Annotated in this window: 14 protein-coding genes and 2 tRNA genes; 13 read left to right on the top strand and 3 right to left on the bottom strand. The window is 30.4% G+C overall.

Features of this window, described 5'->3' with window-relative positions:
• Positions 1 to 5 precede the first annotated feature (5 nt).
• The 10 genes from R5Z65_RS00800 to atpC all read left to right on the top strand — a co-directional run bounded on the left by R5Z65_RS00800 (position 6) and on the right by atpC (position 7,041).
• Positions 6 to 77, top strand: a tRNA-Gly gene (locus R5Z65_RS00800).
• 5 nt (positions 78 to 82) lie between these two features.
• Positions 83 to 154 (top strand) — tRNA-Gln (locus R5Z65_RS00795).
• A 543-nt stretch (positions 155 to 697) separates the two neighbouring features.
• Positions 698 to 1,390, top strand: coding sequence for a F0F1 ATP synthase subunit A (gene atpB / locus R5Z65_RS00790; RefSeq protein WP_317366440.1), 693 nt, complete (start codon positions 698 to 700; stop codon positions 1,388 to 1,390).
• A gap of 55 nt (positions 1,391 to 1,445) precedes the next feature.
• Positions 1,446 to 1,700 (top strand): ATP synthase F0 subunit C, encoded by a 255-nt coding sequence (gene atpE, locus R5Z65_RS00785; RefSeq protein ID WP_317366438.1) that lies wholly within the window; start codon positions 1,446 to 1,448, stop codon positions 1,698 to 1,700.
• 55 nt (positions 1,701 to 1,755) lie between these two features.
• Entirely contained in the window at positions 1,756 to 2,274 is a 519-nt protein-coding gene (gene atpF / locus R5Z65_RS00780) for a F0F1 ATP synthase subunit B (RefSeq protein WP_317366437.1), read from the top strand.
• A complete protein-coding gene (locus tag R5Z65_RS00775) occupies positions 2,262 to 2,798 on the top strand; it encodes a F0F1 ATP synthase subunit delta (protein WP_317366436.1) in 537 nt (178 codons plus the stop codon). Before atpF ends, R5Z65_RS00775 begins: the two co-directional genes overlap by 13 nt.
• Before the next feature lie 21 nt (positions 2,799 to 2,819).
• On the top strand, positions 2,820 to 4,325 hold the full coding sequence (gene atpA, locus R5Z65_RS00770) for a F0F1 ATP synthase subunit alpha (protein WP_317366435.1): 1,506 nt from the start codon (positions 2,820 to 2,822) through the stop codon (positions 4,323 to 4,325).
• Positions 4,326 to 4,340: 15 nt separating this feature from the next.
• Positions 4,341 to 5,204 (top strand): ATP synthase F1 subunit gamma, encoded by an 864-nt coding sequence (gene atpG / locus R5Z65_RS00765; RefSeq protein WP_317366434.1) that lies wholly within the window; start codon positions 4,341 to 4,343, stop codon positions 5,202 to 5,204.
• A gap of 17 nt (positions 5,205 to 5,221) precedes the next feature.
• Complete coding sequence (gene atpD / locus R5Z65_RS00760) at positions 5,222 to 6,613, top strand: F0F1 ATP synthase subunit beta (protein ID WP_317366433.1); 1,392 nt, start codon at positions 5,222 to 5,224, stop codon at positions 6,611 to 6,613.
• A gap of 26 nt (positions 6,614 to 6,639) precedes the next feature.
• Positions 6,640 to 7,041 carry an ATP synthase F1 subunit epsilon gene (gene atpC / locus R5Z65_RS00755; RefSeq protein WP_317366431.1) on the top strand — a complete coding sequence of 134 codons (402 nt, stop codon included), beginning with the start codon at positions 6,640 to 6,642 and terminating at the stop codon, positions 7,039 to 7,041.
• A gap of 314 nt (positions 7,042 to 7,355) precedes the next feature.
• Here atpC and fucP read toward each other — a convergent pair whose 3' ends face one another.
• Positions 7,356 to 8,657 (bottom strand): L-fucose:H+ symporter permease, encoded by a 1,302-nt coding sequence (gene fucP, locus R5Z65_RS00750; protein ID WP_317366429.1) that lies wholly within the window; start codon positions 8,655 to 8,657, stop codon positions 7,356 to 7,358.
• A gap of 17 nt (positions 8,658 to 8,674) precedes the next feature.
• Positions 8,675 to 9,112 carry an RbsD/FucU domain-containing protein gene (locus R5Z65_RS00745; RefSeq protein ID WP_317366428.1) on the bottom strand — a complete coding sequence of 146 codons (438 nt, stop codon included), beginning with the start codon at positions 9,110 to 9,112 and terminating at the stop codon, positions 8,675 to 8,677.
• 407 nt (positions 9,113 to 9,519) lie between these two features.
• Between R5Z65_RS00745 and R5Z65_RS00740 the strand changes: the two genes are divergently transcribed.
• Positions 9,520 to 10,389, top strand: coding sequence for a transporter substrate-binding domain-containing protein (locus R5Z65_RS00740; protein ID WP_317366427.1), 870 nt, complete (start codon positions 9,520 to 9,522; stop codon positions 10,387 to 10,389).
• A 274-nt stretch (positions 10,390 to 10,663) separates the two neighbouring features.
• Positions 10,664 to 11,359 carry a 5'-methylthioadenosine/adenosylhomocysteine nucleosidase gene (locus R5Z65_RS00735; RefSeq protein ID WP_317366426.1) on the top strand — a complete coding sequence of 232 codons (696 nt, stop codon included), beginning with the start codon at positions 10,664 to 10,666 and terminating at the stop codon, positions 11,357 to 11,359.
• A 40-nt stretch (positions 11,360 to 11,399) separates the two neighbouring features.
• Here the strand turns inward: R5Z65_RS00735 and R5Z65_RS00730 are convergent, their stop codons facing one another.
• Positions 11,400 to 12,791, bottom strand: coding sequence for a glucose-6-phosphate isomerase (locus tag R5Z65_RS00730; protein ID WP_317366425.1), 1,392 nt, complete (start codon positions 12,789 to 12,791; stop codon positions 11,400 to 11,402).
• A 139-nt stretch (positions 12,792 to 12,930) separates the two neighbouring features.
• Between R5Z65_RS00730 and R5Z65_RS00725 the strand changes: the two genes are divergently transcribed.
• Entirely contained in the window at positions 12,931 to 13,473 is a 543-nt protein-coding gene (locus R5Z65_RS00725; RefSeq protein ID WP_317366424.1) for a GNAT family protein, read from the top strand.
• Positions 13,474 to 13,607 lie beyond the last annotated feature (134 nt).

Below are 13,607 nucleotides of genomic sequence, written 5' to 3'. Positions count from 1 at the left end.
TATATGCGCGAGTGGCTCAGTGGTAGAGCATCGCCTTGCCAAGGCGAGGGTCGCGGGTTCGAATCCCGTCTCGCGCTTGTATAGGGTTATCGCCAAGCGGTAAGGCACAGGGTTTTGATCCCTGCATTCGTAGGTTCGAATCCTACTAGCCCTGTATTAAAGCTATAGAGTATTCTATAGCTTTTTTTGTAGTTAAATATAAGTATATTTTTAAAGTATTTGTTTTAATAAAACAGAAGATATAATGTCATTAATAGGTATTGAAATACTTTTAGATATAGTAATAATTTACAAATATAGTAATAAATGGTGTATTGTAAATATTAAATCTAATCCTGTTATAATGGTTACTTTTTTTGTGTTTATTGTGGTTCTAAATACAGTGTATATGCCGTATTTAGTTGTAATAACTTATATTAATATTCATCTATTTTTTGCACCAATGTTAAAAATTTACTGGGATTAAATGTAAATATATTTTATTTACAAATAAAATGTGGTGTAAAGTAAAATTTTTATTGACTAGTTTTTATCATAAGGTGTATAATATACAAGACAAGCTTATTTGATAAAGTATACAAATATACTTTATTTAAAATAACTAACAATAGTTATTTATGCTAGTTTTGTATTATTTTATAAAAAACAAATTGTAGCTTGGCTGTAAAAATATACTTTAGAGAAGGGAGGTAAACATATGGATTTTGGTACTAGTATTATAACCAAAATAGGCGGAGTTAATATAACTCAAACTATGATGAACACTTGGATTATCATTATTTTTCTAACTATTTTAGCCTTGATAATTAGGGCTAAGATAAATAAGTTTACAGATGTTCCTACAACAAAGCTACAAAATATAGTTGAGCTTATAATAGAAACAATGGAAAACTTTACAATACAAAATATGGGTGAGAAATACAAATATTTTGGCAATTGGTTTTTTGGTGTTTTTTGTTTTATTTTAGTATCTAACTATATTGGGCTATTGTCATTTAGGTCTCCAACAGCAGACCTTGGAACAACACTTGCTCTTTCGTTAGCTACATTTACTATTATTCACTTTATGGGTATAAAAGTAAATGGTGGAGGTTATTTTAAAGGCTACATAGAGCCTATGCCTTTATTATTACCGCTTAACATTATAGGTGAAATAGCTACACCTATATCTCTTAGCTTACGTTTGTTTGGTAACATACTAGGTGGAACAATAATTATGGGACTTATAAATAGTTCTTTACAAAAAGGTCATATACTTTTACAAGTAGTAGGTTTTGGGGCTGTTACACCTGTATTACACGCATATTTTGATGTATTTGCAGGATTTTTACAAACATTTATCTTTGTTATACTTAGTATGACGTTTATAAAAGACAAAATTGGCGACTAAAGCTAATTAATATTATCAAAAAATAAATTATTTATATTTTTTAGGAGGATTAAATATGGAATTTAATAAAGAGTTTATTATGGGTTGTTCTGCAATTGGTGCAGGTATCGCTATGATTGCTGGTATTGGTGCAGGTATTGGTCAAGGTTATGCTGCTGGTAAAGCTGCAGAAGCTGTTGGTCGTCAACCAGAAGCTAAAGGTACTATTATGTCTACTATGTTAGTTGGTGCTGCTGTTGCAGAAACAACAGGTATCTATGGTCTTGTTATAGCATTCTTATTATTATTTGCAAATCCATTTACAAAATAATATAATTTAATATTTTTTCTACATAGATTAGAAAATGAAAGGAGGGCAAATTTTCTTGGATAGCTTTATACTTACTTTAGATGTACAACTTCTCTACTCAGTTATTATCCAGTTGATATCAACAGGTATTTTATGTACTATATTATCTAAACTTTTATATAAACCTGTTACTGATTTTTTACAAAAACGTAGAGAACGCATAGAAAATAACATAAATGAGGCAAATCAAAAACTTGCCGATGCTGATACTCTTAAAGCAGAATATGAAATTAAACTTAGTGAAATTGAAAAAGAAAAAGCTACTATATTAGAAGAGGCTCGTGCTCGTGGTAAACAAAATGAGGCTTTAATAATAGAGGAAGCTAAAAAAGAAGCAGAAGCTATTAAAAACAGAGCTATGCTTGATATTCAAAGAGAACAAGAAAAAATTAAAGAAGATGTTAGATTACAAATTATTGAGGTATCTTCTTTAGTTGCTAGTAAATTTATTAAGGAAAATATCAACGAAGCTGAACAAAATAAGCTTGTTGACCAAGTTATTGCAGATTTGGGGGAAGTTAAATGGCAAAATTAATTTCTAAAAGATATGCAGTTGCTCTTTTTGAATTAGCAAAAGAAACAGATAAAGTAGATTTATTTAACAGTGAAATAGAGCTAATATATAATTCTATAAAAAATGATAAAGAATTTTTAACTGTTTTAAATCACCCTAGAATATCTGGTGGTGAAAAATTTAATCTTTTTCAAAATATTTACAAAAATAATATTTCAGAAGAAATTTTAGGGCTTATATCTATTGTTGTTAAGAAAAATAGAGAAACTGAAATACTAGAAATATTAGAGGAATTTTTAGAGCTTGTAAGAGATTATAAAGGTATTACTACTGCTTATGTATTCTCTGCTATTGCTCTTAGCGATGAACAATTAACAAAAATTAAAGAAAACTTATCTAAAAATTTAAATAAAGAAATTATTATAGAGGCTAGTGTTAAACCAGAGCTTATAGGTGGTTTACTTATTAATGTTGATGGAAAAGTTATAGATAACTCTATTAAAAGAAACTTAGATGACATTAAAAAAAGCCTTATTAATAATTAAGTAAAGGAGTGTAACCCGTTAATGAACTTAAGACCTGAAGAAATTAGTTCTGTTATTAAAGAACAGATTAAAGGTTATACATCTAAATTAGATGTATCTGATGTTGGTACGGTTATACAGGTTGGGGACGGTATTGCCAGAGTGCACGGACTTGAAAAAGCTATGAGCGGTGAGCTTTTAGAATTTGAAAGTGGCGTTTTAGGTATGGCACAAAACCTTGAAGAAGATAATATTGGGGTAGTTTTATTAGGTTCTGACCAACAAGTTAAAGAAGGCGACACTGTAAAACTTACAGGACGTGTTGCTGAGGTTGGTGTTGGTGAAGCTATGATTGGCCGTGTTGTTAATGCAATTGGTCAACCAATAGATGAAAAAGGTCCTATTAATACTACTGGTACTCGTCCTATTGAGAGAGTAGCACCTGGTGTTATCACTCGTAAATCTGTTGATGTACCTTTACAAACTGGTATTAAAGCTATAGATGCTATGGTACCTATTGGACGTGGACAACGTGAGCTTGTAATTGGTGATAGACAAACTGGTAAAACAGCTATTTGTATAGATACTATAATAAACCAAAAAGGTAAAGATGTTATTTGTATCTATGTTGCTATAGGTCAAAAAGCTTCTACTGTATCTCGTATTGTTAGAAGCCTTGAAGATGCTGGTGCTATGGACTATACAACAGTTGTATCTGCAACTGCATCAGACCCTGCTCCACTTCAATTTATCGCACCTTATACAGGTGTTGCTATTGGTGAAGAATTTATGGAAAACGGTAAAGATGTACTTATCGTGTATGATGATTTATCTAAACACGCTGTTGCTTACCGTGCAATGAGCTTACTTCTTCACAGACCACCAGGCCGTGAGGCTTATCCTGGGGACGTATTCTACCTTCATTCAAGACTTCTTGAAAGAAGTGCTAGACTTGAACAAAAATATGGTGGTGGTTCTATAACTGCTCTTCCTATTATAGAAACTCAAGCAGGGGACGTTTCTGCTTATATACCTACAAACGTTATATCTATAACAGATGGACAAATATTCCTTGAAAGTGAATTGTTTAACTCTGGTGTACGTCCTGCTATTAATGCTGGTCTTTCTGTATCTAGGGTTGGTGGTTCTGCTCAAATTAAAGCTATGAAAAAAATAGCAGGTCCTATCCGTATAGAGCTTGCTCAATATAGAGAGCTTGAAAGCTTTGCCCAATTTGGTTCTGACCTTGATAAAGATACTTTAGAGCGTCTTAACCACGGACAAAGAATAGTTGAAATATTAAAACAACCTCAATATGCTACATTAGAGGTTGAAAAAGAAGTTGTTATTTTATATGCTGTTACTAAAAAATATCTTGATGATATAGAGCTTGATAGAATTGCAGACTTTGAAAAAGAATTCTTTAACTTTGTAGAAACTAAACACAATAACATTTTTACAAGCATTAGAGAAACTAAAGAAATGTCTGAAGATGTAGAAAAACAACTTATAGAAGCACTTGAAACATTTAAAAAAGAATTTAAATAATAAAGAGGTGATATAATGGCATCAATGCGTGATATTAAACGCAGAATAAAAAGTGTCAATAGCACCCAGCAAATAACTAACGCTATGTATCTTGTTGCTAGTAGTAAGCTTACAAAGGCTAAATCTAGGCTAGAGGATACTCGCCCTTTCTTTAATGAAACTAGAAAAGTTATAGCAAATATTGTTAATGGTTCTGGTAACATAAGCCACCCATATCTTGATAAAAGAGAAGTAAAATCTACAGGTGTTATAGTTATAACAGGTGATAGAGGTCTTTGTGGTGGTTATAATACAAACGTTAACAAGCTTGCTATGACTGCTATTAAAAATAAAGAAACTGATAAAGTGATAGCTATTGGGGGCAAAAGTAAAGAATATTTTAAAAGCCGTGCTAATGTTGTACATTCTTTTACAAACATTTCTGAAAACCCTTCATATGAAGATGCTTTACAAGTTGGGCGTTTGGCACTAGATATGTTTACATCTGGACAAGTAGATGAAGTTTATTTAGCTTATACAGAGTTTATTTCTACTCTTGCTAGCGAACCAAAACTTATTAAGCTTTTCCCATTAGATGTAGACGATTTTAAAAATGATGAACAAACAGAATCTACAGCTAAAGCGCTTACTATATATGAGCCTAGTGAAGAATCTGTTTTAGAATATGTTATTCCTAAATATGTTAATACTGTTATATTTGGTGCTATGGTAGAATCTACGGTATGTGAATTAGGTGCTAGAATGACTGCTATGGATTCTGCTACTGAAAATGCTGCAGAGATGATAGATTCCTTAAATCTTATTTATAACAGAGCAAGACAAAGTGCTATCACACAAGAAATTACAGAAATTGTTAGTGGTAGTGGTATTTATAGTTAGAAAAGGAGTGGAAACTTTTGGCTGAAAAAAATGTAGGTAAGATAATACAAATTATCGGTGCCGTATTAGATATAAAATTTTCAAGCGAAAATATGCCAGCGTTATATAATGCCATTGAGATTGAGCATAACGGCGAAACTATCGTTGCAGAAGTTGCTCAACACTTAGGTGATGACGTGGTTAAATGTATCGCTATGAGCTCAACAGATGGGCTTGTTAGAGGTATGGACGCAGTAGATACAGGAGCACCTATATCTGTACCTGTTGGGTCTTGTACTCTTGGCCGTATGTTCAACGTTGTTGGTAACCCTATTGATGAGGCTGGCGATGTTGATGTTAAAGAAAAATGGTCTATCCATAGAAGTGCTCCTAGCTTTGCAGAACAAGCAACAGCTACTGAGCTTTTAGAAACTGGTATTAAAGCTATTGACCTTCTTTGCCCTTATTCTAAAGGGGGGAAAATTGGTCTATTTGGTGGTGCTGGTGTTGGTAAAACAGTTCTTATTATGGAGCTTATCAGAAATATTGCAACAGAACACGGTGGTTTCTCTGTTTTTGCTGGTGTTGGTGAGCGTACTCGTGAAGGTAACGACCTTTACTACGAAATGCAAGAATCTGGTGTTATCAACAAAACTAGCCTTGTGTTTGGTCAGATGAATGAGCCACCTGGAGCTCGTATGAGAATTGCTCTTACAGGGCTTACTATGGCCGAATATTTTAGAGATAAAGAAAATCAAGACGTTCTTCTCTTTGTAGATAATATTTTCCGTTTTGTTCAGGCTGGTTCTGAGGTGTCTGCCCTTTTAGGACGTATGCCTAGTGCCGTTGGTTACCAACCAACTCTTGCAACAGAGGTTGGTACATTACAAGAGCGTATTACATCTACTAAAACAGGTTCTATTACATCTGTTCAAGCTGTATACGTTCCAGCCGATGACTTAACTGACCCTGCTCCTGCTACAACATTTGCTCACTTAGATGCAACAACAGTTTTATCAAGAGCAATAGTTGAGCTTGGTATATACCCTGCTATCGACCCTCTTGAGTCTGGTTCTCGTATATTAGACCCTATGATTGTTGGGCAAGAACATTATGAAGTAGCAAGAAGTGTACAATCTATTCTTCAAAGATATAAAGAATTACAAGATATTATTTCTATTCTTGGTATGGACGAGCTTTCTGAAGAAGATAAGCTTACTGTTAACAGAGCAAGAAAAATCCAACGTTTCCTTTCTCAACCTTTCTTCGTTGCTGAGAAATTTACTGGTAATGATGGTAAATATGTTCCTGTTGCAGAAACTGTTCGTGGTTTTAAAGAAATTCTTGAAGGTAAACACGATAATATACCTGAAAGCTATTTCTTAAATGCTGGTCCTATTGAAGATGTTATAGCAAAATTTAATAAATAATATTAGCGAAAGGAATGGTTGCTAATATGGCAGAAGCAAAAATACGTCTGCGTATAGTTACTCCTTCTATGGAGCTTTACAACGATGATGCAGATATGGTTATTATGCGTGGTACAAATGGGGATATTGGTGTTTTAAAAGGACATCAACCTCTTACAACAACTCTTGGCTATGGGCTTTTAAAAATTAAAAACGGTGATAAAGAGCTTGTATCTACTCTTTTTGGTGGATTTGTAGATGTTCAACCAGATGTTATCACTATTCTTACAGATTCTGCTGAGTGGATAGATGATATAGATGTTAAAAGAGCAGAAGATGCTAAAAAAAGAGCAGAAGAAAGGCTTAATAGTAAAGATGCTAATATAGACCTTTTAAGAGCTGAGCTTGCTTTAAAACGTGCTAATTTAAGGCTTAATAGCAAGAAATAAACATAATTTATAATAAAAAAGATTGTAGAAATTCTACAATCTTTTTTATTATAAAATACAATTAAGATATGACTTATATTTTTAAAGGAAAAATTATATAGGTGTGTTTGTATTAATTTTTACGAATAAAAATATATAGGAATATCTGTTTTTGAGTACAAAGTATTCAAAAAATTGATAAAATACAATTAAGATATGACTTATATTTTTAAAGGAAAAATTATATAGGTGTGTTTGTATTAATTTTTACGAATAAAAATATATAGGAATATCTGTTTTTGAATGCAAAGCATTCAAAAAATTGATGTATTTAATTATTTAGATTTTTTATTGCAGAACATTATAGAATAAATTAATACAACTACAAAACATATTACAGGAATTATAAATGATGACCTAATAGCTGCTACATCTCCAGAAAAATTAGAAACAATACTTGAAAATACTCCCGTATCGATTAATTTTCCCATTATAGGAGTTATAACTGCTCCACCTAATATGGCCATTATAAGACCTGCAGCCCCAACTTTTACTTCATCTCCAAGGTCTTTTAATGCTATACCATAAATAGTAGGGAACATTAAAGACATACTAGCAGATATTAGAACTAAGCACCAGATAGATATATCTATTGGTAGATACATTGTTCCTAAGCTAAATACTATTCCACCAATAGCAAATAATGCCATTATTATAGCAGGCTCAACATATTTCATAATAAAAGTACAAATCCATCTACAAATAATAAACAGCACTATGGAAATAAGGTAATAAGTAGATGCAGTTGCTTCATCTACACCTTTATTAATAACTATGTATGATATAGTCCACGTCCAAACGGCAATTTGAACACCAACGTAAAAGAACTGTGCTACAACACCTAATATATACCTTGGTTTGCATACAAGTTTTTTAATAGAATTTAAAATATCTAATTTAGAATCATCTTTATTTTCAGTATCTTTAGATTTTTTAAAGAATAACCATATAATAAATGCTATTATAATTAAGCTAACATAAGGTATACATACCCACAACAATTCATTAGAACGAATTTCACTTAATTGTTCTGGTGTCATAGCTACACGCTCTTCATAAGTTGCAGGGTTTAGGTTATTTAATATAAGAAACTTAGCCATTATAATACCTGTTAAAGAACCTACAGGGTTAAAGGCTTGTGCCATATTAAGTCTTCTAACGCTAGTTTCTTCAGAGCCTAAAGATATAACATATGGGTTACAAGATGTTTCTAAAATAGAAAGACCACTAGCTAATACAAAAACTGCAACGATAAATATTTGAAAATTTTGCATTATAGCTGCTGGGATATAGCCCATAGCACCTAAAATATATAGAGTAAGCCCTAGTAAAACTCCTTTTCTATATGAGTATTTTTTTATAATTATAGCTGCTGGTAGTGCTAGTACTGCATATGCACCATAAAATGCTACTTGTATAAAAGAGGCATTTGTAGCTTCTAGCATAAATATTTTACTAAATGCAGGCACTAGATTATCTGTCATATTATTTAATAGACCCCACAATATAAAGCAAGATACAAGCATTATAAAATGTATCCTATACTTTTTAGGAATAATATTTTTATCATTATTCATTTTTATCACTCCAATCTCTAATTTACAACACCTTTTTGAAGTATAATATTAGCATATAAAGCCTCTTCTCCAGTAGCAATTATTGCATATGCTTTTTTTGCTTCTTCATAAAAATCAAACCTATCAATTTGTTTTATTGTACTCTCTTTTCGTTCATCGTATTTACACACTATATCTGTATATTCGTCCCATATAGGTGTTTTAGTATTATCTCCTTTCATAACTTCCATTAAAGTTACAGGAGAGTCTGTATAAGTATCTAAAGGAAAAACTTTTAATATGGCATCTAAAAGGTTAGGTATACTGTGCCCATCATATCTTATAACTATGCAATTTTTTCCAATATTTTCAGATGGGAAATTTCCGTCTGCAATAACTATTGTATCGCTATGTCCCATTTCACATAAAACTTTTAATAACTGAGGAGATAAAATTTTGGGGATATTTTTTAACATATAAACACTTCCTTAAAAATAATTTTTTAATAATTTAACAACAAAAAGCATACTTAGTGAATATGTACATATATCGGTATAAAATTTAATATATTTATAATATTTGTATATTAAAAATATATATTTGTATTAATTAATTAATTAACTATATATCAATTATACAAAAATAATTGTTTATTTTCTTGTTCTTTTAGACTATAAAAATATAAAGATATTCACTTTTATATACAATATAAGTATTAAAACTTAAATTAAATAAAACCAATTATAAAACTATATAGTAACATTTATTTTTTATATAATATATTTTTATTCACTTTTTCTTATATTTATTAACAAAACTCTTGATTTTTTATTTAATTATAGTATAATATTAAGAAAAACATTTAATTTAGGAGTGAATAAATATGAAAAAGTTTCTTTCTTTAGTAGCTGTAGCCACATTATCATTATCTTTAGTAGCTTGTGGTGGTACTAAAAGTGAAAACAATTTTCCTACTGAAGCTATATCTATGGAAAGTAGTGAGGCTCAAGATAGCAATGTAAAAGATGGAGTAGTTGCTAAAATTAAAGAAAAAGGTGAATTAGTTATGGCTACATCTCCTGACTATCCACCTTACGAATTTAAAATATTAGAAGATGGGAAAGAAAAAGTAGTAGGTTTTGATATAAAAATTGCAGAAGAAATAGCTAAAGATATGGGGGTAAGCCTTCGTGTATTAGAGCTAGACTTTAATGGACTTTTAATGTCTTTAAATGCTAATAAAGCTGATATAGTTATGGCTGGTATGACACCTGATGAAGAAAGAATTAAAGCTATAGATTTTTCTGACATATACTATTATGCAGAGCAGGGCATTATGGTTTCTGCCGAAAACAAGGATAGCTTAAATACTTTAGAGAGTTTTTCTGGTAAAAAAATTGGAGTACAAAAAGGCTCTATACAAGAGAAAATAGCAATAGAACAATTGCCAAATGCTAAAATTTTACCTTTAGTTAAATTGCCTAATATTATTTTAGAGCTTAAATCTGGTAATATAGATGCTGCTATTGTAGAACTTCCTGTTGCTAATGGATACATTAAACAATATCCAGAGTTTGCTTTATCTGATGCTAAAGTTATAGACGAAACAGGTGGCTCTGCTATTGCTATTAAAAAGGGTAACCAAGACTTAGTTGACCAAGTTAATTCTACTATAAAAAGATTACAAGAAGAAGGTACTATAGATAAATATGTTATAGAAGCTAATGAAATAGTAGACCAACTTGTAGAATAATAAATTTAAACAATATATACAACATAAGTAAAAATTTTTACTTATGTTAAAAACAAAAAGGCAAAGTTATATAAAATTTATAACTTTGCCTTTTTTATACTTAAAATTATATATGGATTTTTGTATAAATTTAAATAAAAAAAATACTACCATTTTATTTAGATTTATGTTAAAATATATAAAAACATTTAATTTGCTTATATAAGTTTATTTTTAAGCTTTTTATTTAGGTGGTTTTGGCTTTGTAACCAAAACATTATAAGAGGAGGCAATTATGAAAACAATCGGTATAATAGGCGCTATGGAAGAAGAAATAGAAAATATTAAGCCATACATAGATGTTATATCTACAAAAAATATTATAGGCTTAGATTTTTATATGGGAAAAATGGGTGGAAACAATGTAGTTTTAGTACGCTCTGGCATAGGTAAGGTAAATGCTGCTGTTTGTAGTCAAGTTTTGATAGATTTATATGCTGTAGATTATATAATAAATGTAGGTGTTGCAGGTTCTATAAATAAAGATTTAAAAATAGGAGATGTAGTAATAGCTACAGATACTATGCACCACGACATAGATACATCATATTTTGGTGATGAGATAGGTATTATCCCTAGAATGTCGGAAAGTAGCTTTAAAGCAGATAGTGAACTTATAGATATAGCCTTAAAGTCGTCTTCTAATGTAATAGAAGATGGTGTAGTTGTTACAGGTAGGATTGTAAGTGGTGACCAGTTTTTATGTGATGTGGAGAGGAAAAATAAAATATGGTCCCATTTTAAAGCATTTTGTGTAGATATGGAAAGTGCTGCTATTGGACAAACTTGTTATCTTAACAAAATTCCTTTTGCTATAATACGTTCTATTTCTGATAATTCTGATGAGGATAACCAATATGAAAACTTCTTTATAGAAAGTGCTATAAAAGCAAGTAACATATTAAAAAATATGATAGATATAATAGAGTAAATAAAAACCACCTATTTAATAGGTGGTTTTTATTACTCTATTATATTATATAGTCATTTATTTTAAGAGGCATAGCATCTAGCTCTTTTTTCTTTTCTTCATATCCTGGTCTACCAAAATAAGCATAAGTTGCATTTTTACCTTCTTCTACACCTGGTTGGTCAAAGGCGTTAATGTTTAAAAGCTCTCCTGTAAAGGCTGTTGCAACTTCAAAGAAATATAATAATTGTCCTAATGTGTTTTCGTTTACTTCAGGTAAAGTTATAGTCATATTAGGTTTACCTGCTTTTAATAAGGCGTATTCTGTTGCTATTTGCTCTGTTTTAATAAGGTCATCTTGTGTTACACCACCTAAAAATGCAAGGCTTGGCATATCTTCATATATTTTAGGTATAGTGATAGATTTTTTAAATTTATCTACACCAATAAATGTTATAATTTTATCAAATGGGCCTTCTGCATAAAGCTGTACTTGAGAATGTTGGTCTGTTGCACCTAATGCTTTTACTGGTGTAGAGCCTACATAAACTTCTTTTCCGTCATTGTCATATTTTTTGCCAAGACTTTCTGCCCAAAGCTGTGCATACCAGTCAGATATAAATTTTAAAGAATCTGCATAAGGCATCATAACAGATATGTTTTGTCCATTTTTCATAGTTAAGTAGTTAAGGATAGCATACATATATGCTGGGTTTTTATAAATGTCATCTTTTTTACACATTTCGTCCATAACAGCTGCACCTTTTAAAAGCTCTTTAATGTCTATTCCACAAAAAGCAGCTGGCAAAAGCCCTACTGGTGTAAGCTCGCTAAACCTACCACCAACGCCTGCTGGTATAGTAAATGTTTTATAGCCTTCTTCTTTAGCTATTTTTACAAGGTTTCCATTTTCTTTATCTGTTGTACAAACAATATGCTCTTTTGATTTATCGCCTAACTTTTCTTCTAGCATTTTTTTAATAATCATAAATTGGCTCATAGTTTCTGATGTAGAGCCAGACTTAGATATTACATTAAACAGAGTTTTAGTAATATCTATTGTTTCAAAAAGGTATACTAATTTTTCTGGGTCTACATTGTCTGCTACATAAAATTTAGGGTATCCTTTTCTTTTTTCTCTAGAAATTTCATTGTAATATGGGTGATTAATAGCTTGTTGTACAGATATTGGGCCAAGGGCAGAGCCACCTATACCAAGAACGACAAAAGCATCAAAATTATCTTTTACTTGCTCTACATAAGATATTATATCGTTGCAAACATCTTCTTGATTGTATGGTAAATCTCTCCAGTCCATTTTGCCATTAGCACGTTTATCTATCATAGCTTGTTTTGCTTTATCTAAGTTTAAGCTATCTATATCATTTTTGCTAACGCCTGTTTTTCCAATAAATTCCTCCATCATATTATTGTAATCTAAACGTATTTTCATAATATATCCTCCCTTGTTTTTATATTATTATACCACTATTTTTTTATTTTTCAATATATTTTGTACAAAATGTAATCTATTATTTGAATATATATGATTTTAATGGTATAATATGTATATTTTAAGGAGGGAATTTATAATGATTTTAGAAACAGATAGGCTATTACTAAGAAATTTTAATAAAGATGATTTAGATGACCTTTTTGAGTATGCTAAAATAGATGAAGTGGGGATAAATGCTGGGTGGATACCACATACTTCAAAAGAACATTCTATGCTTGTTTTAAATATGTTTATAAATGATAAAAACACATTTGCCATAGTATATAAAGAAAATAATAAAGTTATTGGTTCTATAAGTTTAAGTAGGGATAAGATAAGGCAAGATATAAAATCTAAATGTTTAGGGTATGTTTTATCTAAAGATTATTGGGCAAAGGGGATAATGACAGAGGCAGTAAATAAAATATTAGAATATAGCTTTTGTATTATAAATTTAGACATTGTATCTATTTCTCATTTTAAAGATAATATAGCATCTAAAAGAGTTATAGAAAAAAACGGTTTTTATTATGAGGGTACATTTAGAAATAGCTTTTTATTACATAATGGGCAAATAAAGGATAGGTGTTTTTATTCTTTAACTAAGATGGAATATTTAAATAAAAAAAATAGGCAATAAACTTTTATTACCTATTTTTTATTTATATTAATTAAGGTATGATTTATTATATTTTATGCCGAAAAAATTTAGGAATATGTATTTTTAGATACAAAGTACTCAAAAAATTGATTAAAACAATTAAGATATGACTT

Origin of the sequence: uncultured Tyzzerella sp. (assembly GCF_963558545.1) — a bacterium.
Taxonomy (GTDB): Bacteria; Bacillota; Clostridia; order Lachnospirales; family CAG-274; genus Tyzzerella.
Note: the sequence above shows the minus strand (reverse complement) of the source record. Positions and strands in the feature narration are given on the sequence as shown.

Coding starts and splice junctions, on each gene's coding strand:
- R5Z65_RS00725 (WP_317366424.1), top strand. CDS start 12,931: ATGATTTTAGAAACAGATAGGCTATTACTAAGAAATTTTAATAAAGAT.
- atpA (WP_317366435.1), top strand. CDS start 2,820: ATGAACTTAAGACCTGAAGAAATTAGTTCTGTTATTAAAGAACAGATT.
- R5Z65_RS00775 (WP_317366436.1), top strand. CDS start 2,262: ATGGCAAAATTAATTTCTAAAAGATATGCAGTTGCTCTTTTTGAATTA.
- R5Z65_RS00735 (WP_317366426.1), top strand. CDS start 10,664: ATGAAAACAATCGGTATAATAGGCGCTATGGAAGAAGAAATAGAAAAT.
- atpC (WP_317366431.1), top strand. CDS start 6,640: ATGGCAGAAGCAAAAATACGTCTGCGTATAGTTACTCCTTCTATGGAG.
- atpG (WP_317366434.1), top strand. CDS start 4,341: ATGGCATCAATGCGTGATATTAAACGCAGAATAAAAAGTGTCAATAGC.
- atpE (WP_317366438.1), top strand. CDS start 1,446: ATGGAATTTAATAAAGAGTTTATTATGGGTTGTTCTGCAATTGGTGCA.
- atpB (WP_317366440.1), top strand. CDS start 698: ATGGATTTTGGTACTAGTATTATAACCAAAATAGGCGGAGTTAATATA.
- R5Z65_RS00730 (WP_317366425.1), bottom strand. CDS start 12,791: ATGAAAATACGTTTAGATTACAATAATATGATGGAGGAATTTATTGGA.
- R5Z65_RS00745 (WP_317366428.1), bottom strand. CDS start 9,112: ATGTTAAAAAATATCCCCAAAATTTTATCTCCTCAGTTATTAAAAGTT.
- fucP (WP_317366429.1), bottom strand. CDS start 8,657: ATGAATAATGATAAAAATATTATTCCTAAAAAGTATAGGATACATTTT.
- R5Z65_RS00740 (WP_317366427.1), top strand. CDS start 9,520: ATGAAAAAGTTTCTTTCTTTAGTAGCTGTAGCCACATTATCATTATCT.